The organism is uncultured Paraglaciecola sp. (assembly GCF_913058035.1).
Taxonomy (GTDB): Bacteria; Pseudomonadota; Gammaproteobacteria; order Enterobacterales; family Alteromonadaceae; genus Paraglaciecola.
Genome location: NZ_CAJXPA010000002.1, coordinates 30,156 through 52,909, shown reverse-complemented (window position 1 = coordinate 52,909; position 22,754 = coordinate 30,156). Strand labels below are relative to the sequence as shown.

General features: G+C 39.0%; 18 protein-coding genes and 2 pseudogenes. 6 read left to right on the top strand and 14 right to left on the bottom strand.

Going from position 1 to position 22,754, the window contains the following annotated elements:
* Window positions 1–10: 10 nt before the first annotated feature.
* From QZ562_RS00605 to QZ562_RS00595, 3 genes are all read right to left on the bottom strand, one after another.
* On the bottom strand, window positions 11–2,407 hold the full coding sequence (locus QZ562_RS00605; protein WP_293755492.1) for a TonB-dependent receptor: 2,397 nt from the start codon (window positions 2,405–2,407) through the stop codon (window positions 11–13).
* A 151-nt stretch (window positions 2,408–2,558) separates the two neighbouring features.
* Window positions 2,559–2,921: a ribonuclease E inhibitor RraB gene (gene rraB, locus QZ562_RS00600; protein WP_293755490.1), complete on the bottom strand. Its 363-nt coding sequence runs from the start codon at window positions 2,919–2,921 to the stop codon at window positions 2,559–2,561.
* A 25-nt stretch (window positions 2,922–2,946) separates the two neighbouring features.
* Window positions 2,947–3,666, bottom strand: coding sequence for a 1-acylglycerol-3-phosphate O-acyltransferase (locus tag QZ562_RS00595; RefSeq protein ID WP_293755488.1), 720 nt, complete (start codon window positions 3,664–3,666; stop codon window positions 2,947–2,949).
* A gap of 192 nt (window positions 3,667–3,858) precedes the next feature.
* Between QZ562_RS00595 and QZ562_RS00590 the strand changes: the two genes are divergently transcribed.
* Window positions 3,859–4,998 (top strand): HD domain-containing phosphohydrolase, encoded by a 1,140-nt coding sequence (locus QZ562_RS00590; RefSeq protein ID WP_293755486.1) that lies wholly within the window; start codon window positions 3,859–3,861, stop codon window positions 4,996–4,998.
* 346 nt (window positions 4,999–5,344) lie between these two features.
* On the opposite strand, the gene glnG is transcribed toward QZ562_RS00590, so the two are convergent.
* The 4 genes from glnG to glnA all read right to left on the bottom strand — a co-directional run bounded on the left by glnG (window position 5,345) and on the right by glnA (window position 10,036).
* Window positions 5,345–6,751: a nitrogen regulation protein NR(I) gene (gene glnG / locus QZ562_RS00585; protein ID WP_293755483.1), complete on the bottom strand. Its 1,407-nt coding sequence runs from the start codon at window positions 6,749–6,751 to the stop codon at window positions 5,345–5,347.
* A 2-nt stretch (window positions 6,752–6,753) separates the two neighbouring features.
* The gene (glnL, locus tag QZ562_RS00580; protein ID WP_293755481.1) at window positions 6,754–7,818 is read right to left on the bottom strand and encodes a nitrogen regulation protein NR(II); all 1,065 of its coding nucleotides are present in this window, start codon (window positions 7,816–7,818) and stop codon (window positions 6,754–6,756) included.
* A gap of 113 nt (window positions 7,819–7,931) precedes the next feature.
* Window positions 7,932–8,465, bottom strand: coding sequence for a DUF4124 domain-containing protein (locus QZ562_RS00575; RefSeq protein ID WP_293755479.1), 534 nt, complete (start codon window positions 8,463–8,465; stop codon window positions 7,932–7,934).
* Window positions 8,466–8,626: 161 nt separating this feature from the next.
* Complete coding sequence (glnA, locus tag QZ562_RS00570) at window positions 8,627–10,036, bottom strand: glutamate--ammonia ligase (RefSeq protein ID WP_293755477.1); 1,410 nt, start codon at window positions 10,034–10,036, stop codon at window positions 8,627–8,629.
* Between the two features lie 423 nt (window positions 10,037–10,459).
* On the opposite strand from glnA, the gene typA (QZ562_RS00565) reads away from it, so the two are divergent.
* The gene (gene typA, locus QZ562_RS00565; protein ID WP_293755475.1) at window positions 10,460–12,304 is read left to right on the top strand and encodes a translational GTPase TypA; all 1,845 of its coding nucleotides are present in this window, start codon (window positions 10,460–10,462) and stop codon (window positions 12,302–12,304) included.
* A 408-nt stretch (window positions 12,305–12,712) separates the two neighbouring features.
* Here the strand turns inward: typA (QZ562_RS00565) and QZ562_RS00560 are convergent, their stop codons facing one another.
* Window positions 12,713–14,527, bottom strand: coding sequence for a diguanylate cyclase (locus QZ562_RS00560; RefSeq protein WP_293755473.1), 1,815 nt, complete (start codon window positions 14,525–14,527; stop codon window positions 12,713–12,715).
* 650 nt (window positions 14,528–15,177) lie between these two features.
* Between QZ562_RS00560 and typA (QZ562_RS00555) the strand changes: the two genes are divergently transcribed.
* Window positions 15,178–17,016, top strand: a complete 1,839-nt coding sequence (typA, locus tag QZ562_RS00555) for a translational GTPase TypA (protein WP_293755471.1) — start codon at window positions 15,178–15,180, stop codon at window positions 17,014–17,016.
* 118 nt (window positions 17,017–17,134) lie between these two features.
* On the opposite strand, the gene QZ562_RS00550 is transcribed toward typA (QZ562_RS00555), so the two are convergent.
* On the bottom strand, window positions 17,135–17,491 hold the full coding sequence (locus QZ562_RS00550; protein WP_293755469.1) for a hypothetical protein: 357 nt from the start codon (window positions 17,489–17,491) through the stop codon (window positions 17,135–17,137).
* A gap of 229 nt (window positions 17,492–17,720) precedes the next feature.
* Between QZ562_RS00550 and QZ562_RS00545 the strand changes: the two genes are divergently transcribed.
* Both QZ562_RS00545 and QZ562_RS00540 read left to right on the top strand, forming a co-directional pair.
* Window positions 17,721–18,068 (top strand): hypothetical protein, encoded by a 348-nt coding sequence (locus tag QZ562_RS00545; RefSeq protein WP_293755467.1) that lies wholly within the window; start codon window positions 17,721–17,723, stop codon window positions 18,066–18,068.
* Window positions 18,065–18,430 carry a HopJ type III effector protein gene (locus tag QZ562_RS00540; RefSeq protein WP_293755465.1) on the top strand — a complete coding sequence of 122 codons (366 nt, stop codon included), beginning with the start codon at window positions 18,065–18,067 and terminating at the stop codon, window positions 18,428–18,430. Before QZ562_RS00545 ends, QZ562_RS00540 begins: the two co-directional genes overlap by 4 nt.
* On the opposite strand, the pseudogene QZ562_RS21185 reads toward QZ562_RS00540, so the two are convergent.
* From QZ562_RS21185 to lspA, 4 genes and pseudogenes are all read right to left on the bottom strand, one after another.
* Window positions 18,369–18,680 (bottom strand): annotated as a pseudogene (locus tag QZ562_RS21185) (PhoD-like phosphatase N-terminal domain-containing protein); the annotation flags it as partial. The gene QZ562_RS00540 and the pseudogene QZ562_RS21185 sit on opposite strands and share 62 nt — an antisense overlap.
* A gap of 743 nt (window positions 18,681–19,423) precedes the next feature.
* Window positions 19,424–19,636, bottom strand: a complete 213-nt coding sequence (locus tag QZ562_RS00535) for a hypothetical protein (RefSeq protein ID WP_293755463.1) — start codon at window positions 19,634–19,636, stop codon at window positions 19,424–19,426.
* Window positions 19,637–19,983: 347 nt separating this feature from the next.
* Window positions 19,984–20,169 carry a hypothetical protein gene (locus QZ562_RS00530; protein ID WP_293755461.1) on the bottom strand — a complete coding sequence of 62 codons (186 nt, stop codon included), beginning with the start codon at window positions 20,167–20,169 and terminating at the stop codon, window positions 19,984–19,986.
* 4 nt (window positions 20,170–20,173) lie between these two features.
* A complete protein-coding gene (gene lspA, locus QZ562_RS00525; protein WP_293755459.1) occupies window positions 20,174–20,671 on the bottom strand; it encodes a signal peptidase II in 498 nt (165 codons plus the stop codon).
* A 378-nt stretch (window positions 20,672–21,049) separates the two neighbouring features.
* On the opposite strand from lspA, the pseudogene QZ562_RS00520 reads away from it, so the two are divergent.
* Window positions 21,050–21,383: pseudogene (locus QZ562_RS00520) on the top strand (P-II family nitrogen regulator).
* Window positions 21,384–21,930: 547 nt separating this feature from the next.
* On the opposite strand, the gene QZ562_RS00515 reads toward QZ562_RS00520, so the two are convergent.
* Window positions 21,931–22,650 (bottom strand): glycosyltransferase, encoded by a 720-nt coding sequence (locus tag QZ562_RS00515; RefSeq protein WP_293755457.1) that lies wholly within the window; start codon window positions 22,648–22,650, stop codon window positions 21,931–21,933.
* Window positions 22,651–22,754: the final 104 nt, after the last annotated feature.

The window sequence follows — 22,754 nt, the reverse complement described above, 5'->3', positions numbered from 1 at the left end:
AAAAATTTATTTAAAACGCGGCTTTTAGATTTAGGGCAACTGTACGAGGAGCTCCTATCCATGCTGCATTAGTGGCAATGGTACCAAGGTAACTTTCATCAAACAGGTTGTTGATGGTGAAGTTAATGTCAATCGACTCAACACTGCTGCCTAAGTCATCAATGGAAGTACCAAAGTAAAAATCACTGACGGTATACGCTTCTACAGCAGCAGTATTCGCTTGATTTATCCAACGTTCGCCAACATATTTGGTGCTTAGGCCAGCAGAATGGTTACCGCGTACCCAATCGATGCTGACTACACCCATTTGTTCAGCGGCACCGATTACGCCGTTACCTAAATACTCTGCGTCGGTATATTCTGAATCATTGTTGGTATATGACCCATACACGCTGAAGTTTTCAGAAAGTTGGTAGCTTAACGATGCTTCAAAGCCAGTCGACTCTATGCCACCGTCATTGATATAACCACCAGCAGCGGACTCTAAAAAGTCGATACCTGTTACAGTTTCATTACTCACAAAATTGATCCGGTCGTCAAATTTAGTGGCGTAATAAGTCAAGCTAGCGCTTACGTCTCTCGAAGAATAACGCAGACCCAGGTCGAAGTTGTCCGCAGTTTCTGGTTTAACCAAACTTAAATCAGAATCATCACGCTCTAGCACCGCATCTTTGATTGAAGCATAGTTTTGTGCAAAACCAGCGAACAACTCAAGACCGTTAACAGGTAAGGGTGCCACAAAACCGGCTGAGAAGAGTAAGTCTGAATCCGAAGATACGCCCTGATCGTTGCTTGCATTAAATCTGTCATTTTTCGACACATCAACAAAAAACTGCTTAATACCAAGGTGAGCTTTAGCAAAACCTAAATCAAGTTGGTCTTCAAGGTAAAACATCGTGGTTTCTACTGGGAATTCGCGATCATACTGAACCCAATAAGGGGTTTCATCAAAACGGTAACTAGTCGCCGAATCAATGATTTTCTGCCAGCTACGATTTTCATCACGCGTGTAATCTTCGTACCAGAAACCACCGCGTAGCGTATTGTCCATATCGGCTATACGCGCATCCCATATAAAGTCACCATTGATACCAATACGTGATTTTTCATAATTAGTCGTGCGATATGAACCGACTGGAATAGCGCCATCTGCAAAACAGTTTGGATCATAATTTAGATTTCTAGATTCGTCGACATCTGGCGTACTAGGATCATCGTTGCGACTTCCCCCATAAGGAAACGTCAATGATGCACAACTAGTCTTGTCACCAATAGGCAACGATACACCTCCCCTATCTACAAAGGTAATTTGGCCTAAAGCACCGCCACCATAAACAGTATTTCCTGATACCAATTCTGAATGTCCATTGCCTTCACCATCATCAACTAGATCAACTACATATTGTGGCACCCAATCACCACGACCTTCGTTATTGTGATAATAAACATTGGTACTAAAAGCTACTTCACCAACAGTAAAGTCAGCCTTCAGGTACGTAAAAAAGTTTTCTCTTAACGTAGACCAACCACGACGATAAGCTTGGTCTTGGTAAGGGATACCTGTCCACTCGCTAGTCAGTTGATCCCAGCTAGAATTTTGTTCAAATTGCGACAAACCATAGATACGTTGGTAATTGTCTTCATGGGTATCGTCGTAAGATGCATAAGCAGTCAAATTAACGTCACCGATTGTGCTAATCACTTTTGCAGCAAAATGGTCACGTACATTTTCAGCAGTTTGATCCATCCAGTCACTACTTTCTTGATTAGACAGACTGAACCATGCAAAAGTATCTTTTGCTATTTCGCCTGTTTCATAACGTGCAAAGAATTTTCTACCATCAAACTCGGCAAACGTAGTACTAACTATCAAACGCTCATTTACACCAGGCATTATAGTAACAAAATCAAGGGTGCCACCTAATGCTTCATGTGAACGAGAAGCAATATCTGCAGTACCTTGCGACACATCGACTCTGGCTAAGTTTTCGGTATCAATATAACGATTAGCTTTGGCGCCGCCACCATAATTGGAATTACCATTGGCAATGCCATCTACAGTCATGCCAATCTGCTGTTGAGATAAATCAACTTGGAAACCACGAATAGAAATACTGGTGGACCAATCGTCTGCACCAAAAGTATCACCTTCGTTTATTAATACCCCTGGCAAATTATCAATGGCAGCCAATACACTGGTCATGGATGTTTGCTGCTTCATCATTTCATCTGATGTTTGGTTGTTAGCATAAGATACGCTTCTACCAACAACTGTGATCGATTCCATATTTTCTTCTGATTCTTCTGCCGCTTGGACAGGCGCCATCAGTGCGCAGGTACCCAGTGCAACGGATATAGATAAAGCTAGGTTGGATAGTGTTTTTTTGCTCATTATGTATTGACCCATTTAATGTTTTTTCTGGGTCGTAATATGAATGGGTAATGTGAACCTGAGATGAACTTTTATTGACGCTTTGATGATAGTTTTACTGTATTTTTTAGGCAAACTAATGACATTTTTGTGTCATTAGTTTGTTTTTCAACCGAATGAATAATCACTATTTTTCAATAAAAAACGTGCCCCAGCCGTCATAATCTACATCATGTTTGATGGCAATAGCAAAAAGCTTGTCTGTATCTTGGTTGATTAATTTTGCATCCAGCATACGTTCGACCACGGCATCAAAACAAAAAACTTCTTCACCGTCTTCCAACTCTAACTCTTCGGCATCACCCACCTCGAAGCCGGCTTTAAAAGCATCAACAGCCGCTTTTTCTAATACGTCAAAGTCAGCGCTAGCAAAGTGATACTCAATGGTATGTGCTTGACTGGCATCACTCCCATCTTCAATCAATGCTTCGATAGTTTCTTGGTTAAACTCATGCCATTCTGCTAGTTCGGATGTGTCTTCTGAATTCATAATATATTCCTATGAGCTAACCGGATTACCCGATTTTGTTGTCTAATTCTGCGTCTACTTTTATAATCTGCTGTTGCATCTTTTGATGAAAGTACTCAGCGTTTTGTTTGATAGATTTATTTTCGTCCATAAACTCTGGCTCTGACAGTTCGATTAATAACGTGCCATTATCCCATCTATTAAGTTTAACTTTATCGTATAAGCGGCTAGCAGTAATGGTCACTATGGGTTCATTGGTGGCCTCAGCTATACGGAACGCACCTGTTTTAAAAGGTAACAATCCGCGCCCATAACTGCGTGTACCCTCAGGAAAAAACCACACAGACAAACGTTTTTTTTGAATTTTCTGCACAGTACCCTGTAAGGTATCATGGGCGCGACCCGAATTTTTACGGTCAATCATGATATTACCTGTTAACCAATATATCTGACCAACCACAGGGATCCACTTAAGGCTCTTTTTACCTACAGTTACTGTCCCTTTTTGCGTAGCGCCGCAGATAGTCAGTAAATCATAACTATTTTGGTGATTAGCAATGTAAACATATGGACCACCTTTTTTAACAGTATCAGGTACCCGGATTTCGATTTTTAATCCTAGTAAGCGTGAAACAGAACTATACAAAGCACCCGCAGCATGGACGTTGTCGCGATGAAAAGGCCTAACCAAACAAATCAATATAAGTAATAGGTTGATAAACAAAAAATAAAAGAATATCGCAATTATGCGTAACAGCGCTAACAATGCATAGCCTCATCGATTAAAAGGATGCAAAGTATACGCATATAATCCACTACCTAAAACACTTATACTATTTGATTTGCTAATGTGTATTTTAATATTTTTTGTAACAACACAAATATATGAATTAAATTCTTAATTAGCCGATACTAAAAAGGTAATTAAACACTTTTAATCCTTAAGGCTATTCATTCAATGCAAATGTTTAAACATGAAGATCTCGATGAAGATATTCTCACCGACCTGTTGGAAGAAATTAACGAACTTTATGAAGCCACTGAACAAACCTTAATTGAACTAGAGTTGAAGCCAGAAGATAACGAATTACAGCGTGCTCTATTTCGCTCAATCCATACAATTAAAGGTGACTTAGGCTTAGTCAATTTTTCTCCACTTATTCCACTTCTGCAATATGCCGAAGATCTTCTTGATTACTTACGTAAGGGGCAAATTAAATACACCAGTAATATGAGTGACTTGGTATTATTGATCATGGATAAGGTCAAAGTATTTGTGCAAAGCTGTATTCAAACCGGGCAAGCAGAATATGATAAGCAAATGTTTGAAAGACTTGTTGAGGCAATCAAACGCATTTCGCCTGAAAATGGTGTTGATCATGAACAACTATTAGCCAATGCGGTATTGATACTGGATCCTAGCCTTGACCTAGGCTCTGAACAAGACAATACAGCTGAAACCCTAACACCGAATGGACCTTCAAGCATAGCAACAACAGGTATACCAAAAACAATCACTGCTGAAGAACGTGAAGATCTGGTTTTCTTTCGTGAATTGATGAAACCGATAGAAAAACGCTCTATGTACTGGGAAGGTAGGGGCGATAGGATCGCCAAGCTTGCTGGCTATGTCAATAAAATTGCAGGTTCACCGATTAACGAAGTCCAACTTGCCGTTGCCTGTTATATGCACGATTTTGGTATGGCCTTTATGCCCGTTGCTGTTTTGCACAAACAAGAAAAACTGGAGGAAGTCGAATTTAATCTCATGCGCTCCCATGTTTACAAAAGTGCTCGCTTACTGGAAAACCTTAATCAATGGAATGAAGCGCGTAAAATTGTCATGCAGCATCACGAGCGCATTGATGGCAGTGGTTATCCGCTAGGAGTAAAGGAAGACGATATTTGCGAAGGTGCAAAACTGTTAGCTATTTTAGACACCTTTGACGCCATAACACATGCGCGAGCTTACGAGGCACATCTACGGATGCCTAAGAAAAAAGCAGTCATTGAAATTAACCGAATTGCTAAAGGACAGTTTTCTAGCAAGTGGATGCAAGTATTTAATAGCGGAATGGCTTCGTTGTTGACAAATTAAAGGGTAAAATAAAGGGCAAGATAAAGGGGAAATAGTTGTATTTTTTAGTCATAAGAGTCAATAAAAGCAATGTTGCAAGTTCTGACATGCTTAAGTTATTAATGACTCAACAAAATTTTATAACACTTTCCAAGTGATATTTTTTGTAACCTTTGCAACATCAGAGGCCACATTACTTAGGCCAAGAGGTTTCTTGTACTTTTTCGGCGAAGGTTTTTCTGCTGTTGTAAAAACTACCTGAGGTCTTTTTAAGATTAGAATATTGATCTCTACCAATATTTTCGCAACTAATGATGTCTTTAACTCGAATGACAACCAGATAATGACTCTGGTTGTCACAGTTAATTCACATATCCAATTCTTTTAGTTTTCTAGTCAGAGTATTTCTGCCCCACCCCAATCTCTTGGCTGCATCTTGTTTATGCCCATGGGTATAGTGTAAAGCGCGCTCTAACAATATACGCTCAAAGCTGGCGATAGCTTCATCCAAAATATTATTTTGACCAGATTGTAGTTGAACGTCAGCCCAATTGGCCAACAATGTTCGCCAATCCCCAGACTGAGTTGTTTTTTCTATAGACGTGGGTTGTTGATTTATCTCTGGTGGAAGATCATGAGGCAGCACGTCTTGTCCGCTAGCCATCACCGTTAACCAACGACACATATTTTCAAGCTGACGAACATTGCCGGGCCAAGGTAAGTTGGCAAGGATCTTTTTAGTCTCTTTATTAAGTGATTTTACCTCAACGGCTAGTTCTGCAGCCGCTTTTTGTAAGAAGTGTGCTGCCAATATGGGAATATCTTCACGTCTTTCACTTAGTGTTGGGATATGAATACGTATGACATTTAATCTGTGATATAAATCTTCTCGAAATTTACCTTCAGACACGCGTTGTTCCAAGTTTTGGTGAGTAGCAGCAATAATTCTGACATCTACCGTAACGGGGTTATGGCCTCCAACACGGTAGAATTGTCCATCTGCTAAGACACGCAATAGTCTGGTTTGCACGTCTAATGGCATGTCACCTATTTCATCTAAAAATAAGGTTCCTCCGTTGGCTTGTTCGAAACGCCCTTGTCTGGCTGCTTGGGCACCAGTGAATGCACCTTTTTCATGTCCAAATAATTCAGATTCAATCAAGTCGGCCGGTATTGCCGCCATGTTCAGAGCTATAAAAGTATTATCTGAACGAGGGCTATGACGATGAAGTGCGTGAGCGACTAACTCTTTACCTGTACCTGACTGGCCATTTATTAGCACACTAATACTTGAACGAGACAAGCGCCCTACTGCTCTGAACACCTCTTGCATAGCTGGTGCCTCACCAATTATCTCTGTCGCTTTTACCAGTTCAGGAGGCTGATTTTTAGTTGACTGTTCGCGAACATGCGTCAACGCACGTCGCACCAAGTTCACTGCTTCATCTATGTCGAAGGGTTTAGGTAGGTATTCAAATGCACCACTTTGGTAGGCATTCACTGCGCTATCTAGATCAGAATGGGCAGTCATAATAATTACTGGGATATTCTCAAAACGTTTATGCACTTCGCGTAATAAAACGATTCCATCCATTTGTGGCATACGAATATCTGACACAATAACTTCTGGAGGTTGTTCTGTTTCCAATTGCAGTAATAAGTCCTGAGGATTTTCAAAACTGAAACAAGGAATATTTGCTGCTTCCAACGCTTTTTGTAATACCCAACGAATCGAGCTGTCGTCATCGACTATCCATACTGGTTCTGCACTCATGTCTAGGGGTCCTTTTTATCAATGGGTATATATAAAATAAATTCTGTTCTACCCGGCCAACTATCCACTTCAATTTTCCCCCGGTGATGACCGATCAGAGTTTGGGATATAGATAGACCTAAACCGTTGCCTTCTTTTTTACTGGTCACCATAGGATAAAATAGTGTATTTTTTAGTTCTACAGGTATGCCTGGTCCGTTGTCGATAATTTGGATTTTCACGCACAATGGAAAACAAGCACCATGAATAATCACTTGGCGTTCAATTCTGGTAATTATTTGTATTTTGCCAACTACATTTTGTTGTTCCGACAACACTTGCACACTATTACGCACTATATTTAATGTGGCTTGTTGCATCATATCTTGATCAAGGTAGACGTCAGGAATACTCGGATCATAGTCCCTTGTAATCGCAATATTATGGCTAGGATCGAGTCGCACCAAAGTACATACTTTTTCAAGTACTTGATGCACGTTGTACCAGCCGAAACTTGGACGCAAGTTTGGTCCTAGTAATCGGTCCACTAAATTGGTAAGCCTGTCTGATTGCTCGATAATAACTTGAGTAAATTCTTCTAATTCATCGCTATGTAGCTGTTTAGCTAACAGTTGTGCAGCCCCTCTAATACCACCTAATGGATTTTTAATTTCGTGTGCCAAACCGCGGACTAACTCACTAGCAGCCTGCTGTTGGGCCCATTGTCGATTTTCTTGGCTAATTTTTTTCTGTTGTTCGACAAGTCTGATTTCGACTAATAGTTGGTTGTCCAGTATGCTAGTAATAGACACATCAGCTTGGGTATGTCGGCCGTCATTAAATTTAAAGGTGACTTCACTATCAGAGTAAACAACACCAAATTCCATTGAATTTTGAAATCGCTCAAAATCGAGACTTGATGAAGCAATAAAGTGATTAAGTGAACAACCAATTAACAAATTTAAGCTGCGTTCAAATACATCCTGTGCAGCATGATTGGCATATTGAACAATTAATTCACTGTTTAATACAACTACAGCAGTTGATAGGTTATCTAATAAATTTGTAGTAGTGATGGATTCAGACATAAACTCAACTTTCATGCATCTTTTTACGCATTTTTTTATGCACCTATAAAGTGCAAAGTATTATTTAGCTGCTGTGATATAGATACTATTTTTTATAAAATATCTTTATTTCATTAATTTGCATTGATCAGAGCAGAAGCTTTTTGCAGATAAAAGGTCTGCTGCTTTGACGATGCAAGGATCTTGCCTGAGTTGTCGAGAAAATTAACTTTAATTGTATGGGCGCCTCTATCCACACTTTCTAGTTGAAACTGACTTTTTGATTGAGTTTTAAATATCTGACCATCAAAAATTAATTGAAACTTTCCAGATTTTTTTGGTAAAACACTTACACTAATTTTTACCCCACCAGCATTATCACGTAATGTTTGTTCAGCCTCTGGTGAACGTATAAACACTGTGTATTGCACTTCGGGTCTGACTTTTTTTATACGGATATTTTGGGTCGCCGTTTGGCTTGAAGCATTATTTAAAGCTGGTATAACAACCGTATTTATTGAGGATAGATTGACTGGCACAGATCCTGGATTTTTAACATCGCTGTAAACCACACTGCCATCAGCCTTCACCGTTTTATACAGCACTTTTGCAGATACACTGATACATAGTAATAATAAACAAAAAATGTAAAATACACGCACAATCATATTCCTCCATACTAATGACTAAGTCGAAACCAAAATCATAAGCCTCATTGCTCGTAGTTCGAAGATAAGTGTAGCTTTATTATAGATAAAAAAAAGCCCGCAAAAGCGAGCTTGTTATTTATTTTAATAACTATCGAAGATAGGGGAATGACACTCCGTATCTATACGCTGTAGTACATGTCAAACTCAACTGGATGAGTTGTCATATTAAGAGTCTGTACTTCAGCCATCTTAAGTTCGATATAAGCATCAATCGATTCGTCAGACATAACACCACCGGTAGTTAAAAATTCACGGTCATTATTAAGGGCTTCCAAAGCTTGTTCAAATGAACTACAAACTTGAGGAATGGCAGCTGCCTCTTCTGCAGGCAAGTCATACAGATCTTTATCCATTGAATCACCAGGATGAATTTTGTTTTTGATACCATCAAGGCCAGCCATCAACATAGCAGTGAATGCTAGGTAAGGATTACCAGTTGGGTCAGGGAAACGCACTTCAATACGACGAGCCCTATCGCTAGTAACAAAAGGAATACGGATAGAAGCAGAACGGTTGCGTGCAGAATAAGCTAGCATAACAGGTGCTTCGAATCCTGGTACCAAACGCTTGTAAGAGTTGGTTGAAGCGTTAGTAAATGCGTTAATTGCGCGAGCATGTTTAATAATGCCGCCAATATAAAACAATGCCTCTTCAGACATTCCAGCGTATTTATCACCAGCAAAGATGTTTTTACCGTTTTTAGAAATAGACTGATGAACATGCATACCAGACCCATTATCTCCAACAAGGGGTTTTGGCATAAAGGTAGCGGTTTGTCCGTAAGCATGTGCAACGTTGTGTACCACATATTTGTATATTTGGACTTCATCAGCTTTCTTAACTAACGTGTTAAAAAGACATGCAATTTCGTTTTGACCTGCAGTCGCTACCTCATGGTGATGCGCTTCAACAGTTAATCCCATTTCTTCCATAACCATGCACATAGCAGCACGAGTATCGTGAGACGAGTCAACCGGTGGAACGGGGAAATATCCGCCTTTTACACCGGGGCGATGAGCCATATTACCTTCTTCAAACTCAGCACCTGAATTCCATTTGGCTTCACTAGAATCGATCTTGAAAAATGAACCTGACATATCAGTGTGAAAACGTACGTCATCGAACAAGAAAAATTCTGGCTCAGGTCCAAATAATGCAGTATCACCGATGCCAGTTGATATTAAATACTCTTCTGCGCGGCGAGCAACAGAACGTGGGTCACGGTCGTAACCTTGCATTGTCATAGGTTCTAAAATATCGCAACGGATGTTAATTTGTGTCTCTTCAGCGAACGGGTCAAGTACAGCAGTTTCGCCATCAGGCATTAAAATCATATCTGATTCATTAATGCCCTTCCAACCAAGGATAGAAGAACCATCAAACATTTTGCCTTCTTCGAAGAATTCTTCAGTCACTTGATGAGTAGGGATAGAAACGTGCTGTTCCTTACCCTTTGTATCGGTAAAACGTAAATCGACAAATTTAGCTTCGGTTTCTTTAATAAGGTCTAAGGCCTTTTGTGCTGACATGGTGTCCTCCAGATTAAAAGTGTAAATATATTATTGAGGGGTCAAACAACCCGGGTAAGTAAGCGTTCATTAACAAAGCGATTATCATGCCACATACCTAAGTGATTGGAATGCCTTTTGTTTATGTTTTTTTAGCATAGCGTAAACGAAAAAAAAAGCATGCTATGCACCATAATAAAGCATGAGTGCACCAAAGAAATGCCCACGCACCTAAACACTTCATTTTATTGCAATAATGTTAATAATAAGTTGACCAGTTGAGTGTGTTTTCTTTATTTAAAGCAATATGCATTTGAAGTTCGCTAAATGTTGGATAAAACTGTACAATCCGCGCCCATAAAATTTCAGTAATTTAGCTATATATAACTTTAAAAAGTTGAGCGTCTTAACTGACGGATATGTGGCCCTAAAAGAGAAAAAACAATGAGTTCATCAAATACCTCAGTCGAAAACTTGAGGAATATAGCTATTATAGCCCACGTTGACCACGGCAAAACCACCCTAGTTGATAAGTTATTACAACAGTCTGGCACTTTAGAAGAAAGCCGCGGCGTAGCCGAAGAGCGTGTGATGGACTCTAACGATATTGAAAAAGAGCGGGGGATTACTATTCTTGCGAAAAACACCGCAATTAAGTGGAACGAATACCGCATTAATATTGTAGATACACCTGGTCATGCTGATTTTGGTGGCGAAGTAGAACGTGTTATGTCTATGGCCGATTCAGTATTGTTACTAGTCGATGCGCAAGAAGGCCCTATGCCACAAACGCGTTTTGTAACACAAAAGGCGTTCGCTCAGGGTTTAAAGCCAATCGTTGTTATCAACAAAATTGATAAGCCAGGTGCACGTCCTGATTGGGTATTGGATCAAGTGTTTGATTTGTTTGACAACTTAGGCGCAACTGACGACCAACTAGATTTTCAAGTAGTATACGCATCAGCCATAAATGGTTGGGCTACCAACGATTTGGATGTCGCTAGTGATAATATGACGCCTTTGTTTGAAACGATTGTCAAACACGTTAAGGCACCTGATGCCGATGCTAACGGTCCACTTCAAATGCAAATGTCGCAACTTGATCACAACTCCTATGTAGGTGTAATCGGTATAGGTCGTATTACTCGTGGTTCAGTAAAGCCTAACCAACAGGTCACTATTATTAGTGCCGATGGCAAAACGCGCAACGGTAAAATTGGTCAGGTACAAGGTTACTTAGGCCTTCAACGTAACGAAGTGGATTCTGCTTACGCAGGTGACATTGTTGCAGTGACAGGCGTGGGCGAACTTAAGATTTCTGACACTATTTGCGATCCAAATACAGTCGAAGCGTTGCCACCTCTTTCTGTTGATGAGCCAACAGTGACCATGACGTTCCAAGTCAACAATTCTCCTTTTGCCGGTAAAGAAGGTAAGTTTGTTACTTCTCGTAATATTCTTGAGCGTTTGCAACACGAGTTAATCCATAACGTAGCATTAAAAGTTGAAGAAATGCCAGATGACCCGGATAAATTTCGTGTTTCAGGGCGTGGTGAACTTCACCTGGGTATACTGATTGAAAACATGCGTCGTGAGGGCTACGAATTAGCCGTTTCTCGTCCAGAAGTTATATTGAAACAAGTTGATGGTGCGACTCATGAACCTTATGAATCAGTCACCATAGATGTTGAAGAACAACATCAAGGTACGATCATGGAACAGTTGGGTACACGTAAAGGCGAACTAACCAACATGACAACGGATGGCAAAGGCCGCACCCGTATGGACTTTATGATCCCTAGCCGTGGTTTAATTGGTTTCCAAACTGACTTTATGACGATGACGTCTGGTTCTGGCTTGATGTACCACACGTTTGATCATTATGGACCTCATAAAGGCGGCATAATTGGTCAGCGCAAGAGTGGTGTATTGATTGCCAATGCAACAGGTAAAGCATTAACTAACGCATTGTTTAATTTACAAAGTCGCGGACGTTTATTTATCGGCCATGGTCTTGAAGTATATGAAGGTATGGTTATTGGTATTCACGCTCGTGAAAATGATCTAACGGTTAACGCCCTGAAAGGTAAGCAGTTAACTAACGTACGCTCATCAGGTACAGACGAAGCACAAAGTTTGGTTCCACCGATTGTGATGTCGTTAGAGCAAGCACTTGAGTTCATCGATAATGATGAGTTGGTTGAAGTGACGCCTATCAGCACGCGCATCCGTAAGAAATTATTGACTGAAAATTTGCGAAAGCAGGCTGGTCGTCCAGCTAAAGGTTAGGTCAGTTACGATTTAACATTAGCGCTACAATCTTTTATCAGATTAAATTGAAACCGGCATAGCCGGTTTTTTTTTGGCTGCACTGAATATAATATTGAAATCAAAGGCATACGCCGACACTCAAAGCCAATCAGCGAGCGTATGGCTTTTTTCAAATAGCTTTCATGCCATACAACTTATTTTTACTATCAGCAGTGTAGATGTAGTAAATGTAACGTTCTGCAACAATACCTTTTAAACACGTGTTTAATCATCTTAGAGGTCATGATGCTCAATTACCGACAAGCCATTACTTAGTTGATTATCTCGCGCACCATATACTCCGACTAATAGTTTTAGGTCAATTCACTGTTCATTAACACGGGTGATGAAATAATGAATGACTAAACAATCACATGTGCTCAAAATTCAACTTCGAATGCAGTTTCGTCCTGCTTTTTTACCTTTATATAACGCGTTATCTGCTCGTTTAAAAAGTACTTCAAAGGTTTCATCTCTTCTAAATTCCGATACTCCACCGGTCACAGTAATTTCCACAGAAACATTATTGGGGATTTCGTCTGCGAGTTGCTCGCTGATCGCACGCCGTAATTTATTACCGATATACTCAGCGCCATTAAGCTCGGTATCTGGAAGCAAAACCAAAAACTCCTCACCTCCCCATCTGATGAGTTTATCCTGTTCCCTTATAAAATTCTGAATAACCTTTGCTCCAGATACAAGGATTTTATCCCCTGCATCATGACCAAAAGTATCGTTAATACGTTTAAAATGATCAAAATCGAACAATATAATAGAACTCGGTTCATGAGAGCGCCGCAAACGTTCATAAGCTGATTTAAGATGTTGTTGGAGTCCTTCACGATTCAATACACCTGTCAGGCTATCAATGTTGACTAGGTTTTTAAGTTCTTTGTTAACCAATTTAAGCTGCGTCGTTCGCTGTTCAACTTTTATTTCTAATTGAGCACCCAAGGCCTCTAAATCTGCATTATGCTGTTGCAACTGCTCAGTCAAACTTTCATTATCAGTAATAATGTTATTAAAACGTTTATTGATAATGTAGCTTTGACAAATAATAAGAGCCACAATACCTATATTGATTAAACGTCCGGTGTTAATAATACCATTGGCATGTAACATGTCGTTTATCGCGAAGACAATAACGAACATGCCACCCAGTATCATCATATTTGCGCCAAGCTGTTTAGCTCGAGCGGCCATAATTAGACCATTTAATATATAAATGAAGGTTAAAAGCGCAAAAATCTGGTAGCTGGTCAAAGATAGGCCAATATAACGTGTCGGACTAAAGAGGACGAACAACGAGTATATGATTGAAACCCCGTATAACACTCTCAACAGCTTGCTATTGAATGAATGCCTAAAACATAACTGCATAAAATATATCACCGCGGGTAAGGCAATATAAAAAGAAAGATAATTTAGCTTAACAACTAATGCATGCCCAAACCCTAAAAACGCCAATGCAAAATGCATATGCTCAGCTGTGAACTCGCGTAAAAATAAAATAAAACAGAAGCAGGCAAAAGCCAGAGGTATTTTGTCACTAGGCCTCAGGTAATACTGAATAAGATAAAAAGCAACCGTCACCGCCAACACACCAATAATAAAAACACTCAATGCGACTAGAGCCTGCCTCTCTGAGTAAATTGCATCGACTTCACCGACCACAAACGGTAACCAAATTCCCCCCCAAGCAGAATGATAATTAGATACTTGCAAGGTAATAGTGAATGCATCAACATTTTGGGGCAGGGTAATAATACTGGAATTAAAACCAGGCTCAGCTCCATTAACTGATGCTGACACTACTCCCCCACTGGCGACTAAACGGTTATCAATATAAAGATTATAGGCTGTTTCAATGTAGGGTATTTGCATAGCCAAGTTTATATCTTGAGTATCCAAATTAACCTTCAAATAATAGGTCCCATAACCCTCAACTTGTTTTTGCATATCTTGACTATCAAATTTCCATCCGCCAGATCCTTTAATAGTTGTCGCTCCTTTCAGTAAACCCTCAACGTTTTGTGGATCCACTAGCTGACTCGGGAAAAAATACCATTGCCCATCGAGCCCAATCGTTTTTTGTTGCAAAAAATCATCGCTATGCAACAAAATCTGACCATCGTCAGCTTGCTTAAGTGTAGATTGAAGGGTCACTGCAAAATGGAATGCAAATAAGAAAAAAGCCAACATAGCGATACAAAAGAACGCAGCAGGAAAGCATCTCTGGAGCAAATTGGTGGGGCTAAATTTACTGAGGGTCATCAATTGATTATTTATCGATACTTACAAAGCACATGGAAACCTTTACTACTTTCAAACGGATAACATGACAATCTTAGCTTGAAACACAACACAAACATAGTTTTTGATAAGCTTATCTGTGACACCTTTTAACAGAAAAATAAAACAGCTCCGATTAAAACTTAATGTTAAATTAAAATCACTTTAGTCAATTCTTTTGCTCGATAGCATTGCGTTTAAATCACGTTTTTAGCACTATATCTCTCATATAACTATTCATTTTTTGTCTAAACTCTCCAAATACTATTATCACTGGATAGACTGAATTTTACACATTGGCGATACGCACTTTACGTTTTAAAATACACAACAACTTGCATAAACCAACTTACATGGATAGCAATGATGATTTTTGGGAGTTTCCGAAGGATGTGTCAGTTAATTAGCATTTTTGTAGTTTTAATGCTCAAAAGTCTTGACCGTTTCGTACTTTTAAATTATATAATCCGCGCTTTGAAATTTCAGCAATTTTGCTACGGATGACTTTAATCAGTCACAGTCTCAATTGACACCTCCATGGCCCTAACAGAGAAAAAACAATGAGTTCATCAAACACCTCAATCGAATATTTGAGGAACATAGCTATTATAGCCCACGTTGACCACGGCAAAACCACCCTAGTTGATAAGTTATTACAACAATCCGGCACATTAGAAAGCCGCGGCGTAGTCGAAGAACGTGTGATGGACTCAAACGACATTGAAAAAGAACGCGGCATTACCATTCTTGCAAAAAACACTGCGATTAAATGGAACGAATATCGCATCAATATAGTAGATACGCCTGGCCATGCCGATTTTGGTGGTGAGGTGGAGCGAGTCATGTCTATGGCCGATTCAGTATTATTATTGGTTGATGCACAAGAAGGCCCCATGCCACAAACGCGTTTTGTAACACAAAAAGCATTTGCACAAGGTCTCAAACCAATTGTTGTTATTAACAAAATTGATAAGCCTGGCGCTCGTCCGAGTTGGGTAATAGATCAGGTATTTGATTTGTTCGACAACTTAGGTGCAACTGACGACCAATTAGATTTTCAAGTGGTATACGCATCAGCTATAAATGGTTGGGCTACCAACGATTTAGAGGTGCCTAGCGATAACATGACGCCTTTGTTTGAAACTATCGTCAAACATGTTAAGCCGCCTGTTGCCGATATCAACGGCCCATTACAAATGCAAATGTCGCAACTTGATTACAACTCTTATGTGGGTGTAATTGGTATAGGTCGTATTACCCGCGGTTCGGTTAGGCCTAATCAACAAGTAACCATTATTGGTGCTGACGGCAAAACCCGCAATGCTAAAATTGGTCAGGTACAGGGTTATTTAGGACTACAGCGTCTCGATGTCAGTTCTGGTGACGCAGGTGACATTGTTGCAGTAACAGGTGTAGGCGAACTTAAAATCTCAGATACTATATGCGATCCAAATGCAGTTGACGCATTACCGCCTCTGTCTGTAGATGAGCCAACTGTGACCATGACTTTCCAAGTCAATAATTCACCGTTCTGTGGTAAAGAAGGCAAATACGTCACATCACGTAACATCCATGAACGTTTGCAAACAGAATTGATCCACAATGTGGCACTAAAAGTGGAAGAAACCCAAGATCCAGACAAGTTCCGCGTATCAGGTCGTGGTGAACTTCACTTGGGCATATTGATTGAAAACATGCGACGTGAAGGTTATGAGCTAGCCGTTTCTCGTCCTGAAGTTATTTTGAAACAAGTTGATGGCGTGACCCACGAACCTTTCGAAACAGTGACCATAGATGTTGAAGAAAAACATCAAGGAGCTATTATGGAACAAATTGGTACACGTAAAGGTGAATTAACCAATATGTCACCCGATGGTAAAGGCCGTGTTCGTATGGACTTCATGATACCTAGCCGTGGTTTGATTGGTTTTCAAACTGATTTTATGACTATGACATCAGGCTCTGGTTTGATTTACCACACGTTCGATCATTACGGCCCTCATAAAGGTGGAGTAATCGGTCAGCGTAAGAGTGGTGTACTGATTGCCAACGCAACAGGTAAAGCACTGACTAACGCATTGTTTAACTTACAAAGTCGCGGACGATTATTTATCGGCCACGGTGTTGAAGTTTACGAAGGTATGGTGATTGGTATTCATGCGCGTGAAAATGACCTGACGGTTAATGCCCTTAAAGGTAAGCAGTTAACGAACGTACGTGCATCAGGTACAGACGAAGCGCAAAGTTTAGTTCCGCCTATTGTGATGTCGCTAGAGCAAGCGCTTGAATTTATCGATAACGATGAATTGGTTGAAGTGACGCCTTTAAGTACACGTATTCGTAAAAAGTTATTGACTGAGAATTTACGGAAACAAGCTGGACGTCCGGCTAAGGCTTAAGCGACACACTTTTAAAAGCATCAATGTGAAACCGGCAAAAGCCGGTTTTTTTTATTAGCTACGCCCTATCTGTGGTGTAGGCTTATTGAAACGTCCTATAAGAGCTGCTTCGATACATCTAAAACCTCACCTTCAAAAACTTATCCATATAAGGTTTAATCACTGCATGTAGATCGCAGGTTTCATCAAACTGAGTCTCCTTAGCCTGTGCATTAATCAGCGCTAATTCGTGTAGCAATTGTCTGGCGATATTGTCTCGTACTAAACCTCTTGAATAGATGGATAGCTGTTGAGTGGTGGTGGTATATTCCACTGGTTTTACAAGCTTAGTTTTCTTAAATATCTTTGAACTCAATACCACACTGGATACATGTTTTGCCCACTCGTCAGGCACTATTTTTAATAACAAACTGACTTCTTTTTTTGATAACGCATGAAAAGGCTCACGGCTAAATTTCCCCATCACAATTTTCATATTGGTTCCTTTGGTCTGACTACTAACTAGGTTAAACTAAAAGGCTGATTGTGACTTAACTTCAGTTATTCACTGAAATAGATTTACACTTCATCCAAAATCTAAATTATGTTTGATTTATATTAGGACAAAAAGAGATTTAATTCGATATTGATTAAACAGTTAGAATATAATTAATATTCCTTTATTCAACAAGATCACGTTTGTGTATCATCATTATTAAGGAGTGGTGAATATCAAAATCGAAGTCACTTTTCGCCTGTTAAATCTAGATAAATTCCAAGCCATCACACTTTTCAGAGAAGTCGATGGGGTCACTTACGAGCATCATCCCGAAAAAAGCTGTTTTGTTGGTTCTGTTAGTTTAAATCAAAGTTTAGATAATTTAGACGACTTAAATATCTTCTATGTTCGTCAACAAATACCTATACAAGACTGCGACATTCTTATTGCTGTGACATCAGCAAATAACGAAAGGACAATGGCCACACCGATGTTCGTCAATACAATACTCAAACATATTGATTGCCAATTAACCTTTTCTTTTCATCTATCTAAAACAACGGACACACTATGACTTTGAATAAATTGACGACGATAAACGATTTGATCACCCAGTTACACCAAGCCCCAGACACCATCCAGTTTACAACTGTTATGCAGGTGATTAGTCAATTTTATAATTACACACCAGCAGGTTTTAGTAATGGAACGTTGCTCAATGCAGCAGGCAGCAATGAAGGTTCTTGCAAGATTTTCCACTTTGCTCAATTACATGAATTAACTGAACTTGAAACCCTCAACTTGTTTGGAAACTTTTATCGTAATGATGTATTAGCAAACCCAGCGGGAACAGACCATGGCAATATCCGTAACTTCATACTGACAGGCTGGTCAGGGGTAAAATTTGATAGTTTAGCGTTAACTCGATTAAGCTAAAGGGCAAATACATTGATGCCATAAAAAAACAACTTAAATGCGAAATAATATCTTGGATTATACATTTATAGAAATATGTTTCGCCTGGCTCAAGAGCATACGCAACTATTTTGACCGTATGATCACGACTATTCTGGGTGTTGAATATTTCAAAGGCAACCATGTGATTAAAAGCTGCATCGGTCACAACAAACCAATCCACTTTTATAGGTATTGCTAAGCCGCGGGGCCACGTCCACACTACCACACAGCTTTGATCTGGTCTGGATCACCGCTTGCAACACCGCACCCAAAAACAACTTTATCACCTTGAGCAGACCGAATAGCAATACGTGCAAATGAAAACAAATGAAAACAAATGAAAACAAAAGAGTACCAGAAACTATTTTAATGGCTTGTCTACGAGTTAATTTTTTATGCATTAACTCTTCTCGTTGTTGTGCTATTGGACTTTTGGTGGACTCTTGGTGAACTTTTGGTCCAAATCTTAATTTAGAATGCCTTTTCCTAAGCGTTTTCCAAAAACTCCATTAAAAAGTACATAACAACAAACAGCACAAAAATTGAAAATGGCAACATATATACAGACACATAAGCTTCAGCTAAACCGAAGGCTAGCAATGTCAGTAGTCCAATAACCCCTACTTATCTGGCTTGGGTAGTAACATGACCCAGATGATCGCATTCAGCCCCACAGAGGCGAGTACTGTGGTATCTGATATAAGAGAGACATGATCGCAAAATTAACCACCACTGAGAACAACAGCACTACATAAATACATTCAACTCAGCCCTAACGGAAATGGCGATAGACATAAGTATTGCGAAGATCACATTAGATGAACCGGTTGATAATGATATCAGTGTGCCTAGATTAAACACCCGCATTGGGAAATACATGAGATCGATACGACCACATATAACAAACGCTCAAAGATTCACTGTATGGTATTGATTGATGACGCATCATTTCCATGTAGGTTAATGACGCGGTTAAATATGCAATGTGGATCTGATATGAAAACTCGACAAACCGCTATGTGTTGCATTTCGAGTAATTAGTCCACCGACCAATAGCAATATAATACCCAGAGGATACAAAAATAAACTGATCCTAGTTTCTTTAACATCTTTAGGAACGGTCTGCACTGGCAGTGACTCCTTTGGAACCAAAATTTCATTTTGTGCTATTTTTGCTAATTTCAATGATGAGCCCAGAACTGTGCTCTCAACTGAGCCTTTTTTGAAAAATGTTATGCCTCTTTCATTAGGCCATAGTCCTTTCCCAGCACAATCAAAATTGGCACCGTAGCTAGGGCAAGAAATGTACAAAACTAGTAAGAAATAACATTTATTAATACCATGAAAGCATTTTCTTCCAAACCAATTTATGTATAAAGACAATTTTTCTGTATCTAGCTAGAACAGCTTAAAACAGCTACTCTGAATTAAAACTAAAACAGCTTGTTTATTGTTTGGCAGATTCAAGTTTTAAATTAACGCTTTATTTAGGCTCTTTAATTTTTGGAGCTTTAATTTTTCTTAGTCAGTAATTATTTAGAAGAGTTGGTCTCGTTTATCCATTGACTAATTAGGTGGGCAATTCGCTTATTGTCATTTTCTGCGTAAGTTAATAATAATTTCGCCATGCCCTGCTTAGCTTTTACTTTAGGTTGCTGGCGAGCAAACAGTTTGCCAAGTGGTGACTGATATGCCCCTGATTTAGCAGAATGCACCATAGGTTCAGTTGTCCTTAATATCAGCCTTTTTATCTTTGGCAAATAATAATAAAAATACACCGAGCATGATAGCCATATCGGCAACATTAAAAATGCCAGTTCTTAGAGAGCCAATGCCGACATTTAAAAAGTCGATCACTGCGCCATTGTTTAAAGCCCTGTCATAAAAATTACTGATACCGCCAGAAAAAATAAAAGTTAGCGAAGTCAATCCATATATTGTTTGAGTCTTAGTTTTTAGGATATAAATCAATAGAGCAGACAAGACCAAACCTACCGCACAAACAAATATCCAAAATTTAGCTGAATCCGACATATTGCTACCTAAACCTAAAAAAGCCCCGGTATTTTCTGCGTATCCAATACGTAACATATCGCCCCAGTAGCTGCTCATTTCAAACCTAGGCAAATACTCCGAGGCATACCACTTGGTGCTCTGGTCAATTCCAACACTAATCAGACAAATCACCAATATCATTTGTATGCGTTTTAATATGCTCATGTGTGTGTATTCAACCGTTATTGTTTAAGTTTAAATATTTTAAGAGATTATTCCATGCTCCACCATCGCCCGTCCATTAAGAGCTGTCATAAATTTGTACTTTTTATAAAAACAATCAATCAAAACAAAATTCTCAAAACGATTACTTAAAACAAACACTTAAAACAAATACATAAAATAACTTTATAAACCTGATCTTTTAACCTGAACTATAAAAGTGCTTCACAAAATAAAGTTAACAACTAATTAACGCTCGGTTATTAACACTTTATTTTGAGTCTAAAAGCGACACTCAATTTATTGGCTAGCTATTGTATTATTTTACAAATAATTTAAAAAGTGAGAACAATAAGTGAAAAAAACAAGTGAAAAAAATAAGTGAGAAAAATAGAAGTCATAATCAGACCTTTTAAGCTTGAAGATGTGCGAGAAGCATTAACTGAAGTCGGTATATAAGGATTGACCGTGACAGAAGTAAAAGGTTATGGACGTCAAAAAGGTCATACCTAAGCCTATCGAGGGGCAAAATACAAAATAGACATTTTTACCCAAAGTTAAGCTTGAAATTGTACTCGTAGATGATCAAGTAGAACGTTTTATCGAAGTAATTATCGCTAAAACTGGAAAAATTGGTGACGGAAAAATATTTGTATCTGAAGTTGAACGCGCTATCCGTATTCGTACTTCTGAAGAGGGAGATGAAGCGATATAGGGATGGGGGGATGTAGGGATGTAAGGATCTATAAAACGCACAACATATTGCGGTTGTTCTTATAACAAACTGAACCGCGAATACAAAAAATAATGTCATATTTCAACTTTAAAATTTTTAACTGATCGGTAAATATCTTACGATATCAGTGGTTAACTCAAAATATATTCTATTACTCACTTTGTTTTACCATATGGCTTTGCGCTAGTTATTGGTTTTTTGGTTTCTGTTTAGTTTCAGGTACACATCCAAACCACTCCACTTTGAACGATATTATTGGAGTATAAAGATCATATAAGTGATATCGAACAAGCTAATTTTTGTAGTTATTTTCAACCCGGTAGCAAAACATTCTAGCTATTGATAGACAAAAGCTAGATAGAGTAGAGCAAAGCTGACTGATTCGTTTGGTGAGCCTACTGTTGATCAAACATGTTCAATTGAAAATTTTTCACCAGCAGAATGAGCTTAGAGAAGCTGACAAAATTTTTTGGGTGCTGACTTCAATACTAGATAACAAAATTAAAAACCAACCAAAAGGCTGCAGTTATTTGTGGTTTTTCTTTTTTTCATATTTAGTATTTAGTTCTAGACCCTTCTCATACAGTCTGTTCATCTTTGTGTCAGAGCGATTAAAATAATATAACCATTTCAAATACTGATTTTTTAACGCTTGCTGATAAATTCCCTGCACCTGAAAACGTACCGCTGAAGTTTGACTGATAAAGGGTAATCTAATCGGCTTACCCTGTTTTTTTAATCTTAAACATATTTCAGTATCCTCAAAAATATCTATATCAGGTAATAATCCCACATCAAGTAGCAGTTGTTTTTGTGCAAATATACAGTGGTCTAAATAATATATACTGCGCAGTCCCCCCCTTATATAATTTGAATACCACGACGTGAAATCAAGTAGAGGATGAGATATTGAAAACTGATGTGTAAAAGCTCCCCAGCGATTATCTGTCGATAGATTAGCAAGGGCCATAATGCCTTCAATATCGACAAGACTCCGTGGATGGTGAAGCAGCACCATCTCGAATTTAGATTGTGCAATACCGGCGTTTAAACGACCCGCACGCGAGCTTACATCGGTGGCTATCAACCTAGCAGTAGATTGCTTGATTAAAGAAATTGTATTATCGGTGCTGCCGCCATCCACGCAAATAATCTCGATACCTGGCACCTCATGATAGGCATCAAATATCTTAGGCAGATAACCAGTTTGAGATTCATTTAATGTAGGGATTATAATACTAAGCAAAGTAATTGACTCTTTAGATTTTAACTAAGCTAAATGTTTAATATTAACCGAGGCGTATAATAGTCGTTGACATAACATTTTAAGTAACGAGTTTATAAAAATCA

What these genes read in the sequence shown, in the direction of transcription:
- QZ562_RS00605 (WP_293755492.1), bottom strand. Translation starts at nt 2,407, where the DNA reads ATGGGTCAATACATAATGAGCAAAAAAACACTATCCAACCTAGCTTTA.
- rraB (WP_293755490.1), bottom strand. Translation starts at nt 2,921, where the DNA reads ATGAATTCAGAAGACACATCCGAACTAGCAGAATGGCATGAGTTTAAC.
- QZ562_RS00590 (WP_293755486.1), top strand. Translation starts at nt 3,859, where the DNA reads ATGCAAATGTTTAAACATGAAGATCTCGATGAAGATATTCTCACCGAC.
- glnG (WP_293755483.1), bottom strand. Translation starts at nt 6,751, where the DNA reads ATGAGTGCAGAACCAGTATGGATAGTCGATGACGACAGCTCGATTCGT.
- glnL (WP_293755481.1), bottom strand. Translation starts at nt 7,818, where the DNA reads ATGTCTGAATCCATCACTACTACAAATTTATTAGATAACCTATCAACT.
- QZ562_RS00575 (WP_293755479.1), bottom strand. Translation starts at nt 8,465, where the DNA reads ATGATTGTGCGTGTATTTTACATTTTTTGTTTATTATTACTATGTATC.
- glnA (WP_293755477.1), bottom strand. Translation starts at nt 10,036, where the DNA reads ATGTCAGCACAAAAGGCCTTAGACCTTATTAAAGAAACCGAAGCTAAA.
- typA (WP_293755475.1), top strand. Translation starts at nt 10,460, where the DNA reads ATGAGTTCATCAAATACCTCAGTCGAAAACTTGAGGAATATAGCTATT.
- QZ562_RS00560 (WP_293755473.1), bottom strand. Translation starts at nt 14,527, where the DNA reads ATGTTGGCTTTTTTCTTATTTGCATTCCATTTTGCAGTGACCCTTCAA.
- typA (WP_293755471.1), top strand. Translation starts at nt 15,178, where the DNA reads ATGAGTTCATCAAACACCTCAATCGAATATTTGAGGAACATAGCTATT.
- QZ562_RS00550 (WP_293755469.1), bottom strand. Translation starts at nt 17,491, where the DNA reads ATGAAAATTGTGATGGGGAAATTTAGCCGTGAGCCTTTTCATGCGTTA.
- QZ562_RS00540 (WP_293755465.1), top strand. Translation starts at nt 18,065, where the DNA reads ATGACTTTGAATAAATTGACGACGATAAACGATTTGATCACCCAGTTA.
- QZ562_RS00530 (WP_293755461.1), bottom strand. Translation starts at nt 20,169, where the DNA reads ATGGTGCATTCTGCTAAATCAGGGGCATATCAGTCACCACTTGGCAAA.
- lspA (WP_293755459.1), bottom strand. Translation starts at nt 20,671, where the DNA reads ATGAGCATATTAAAACGCATACAAATGATATTGGTGATTTGTCTGATT.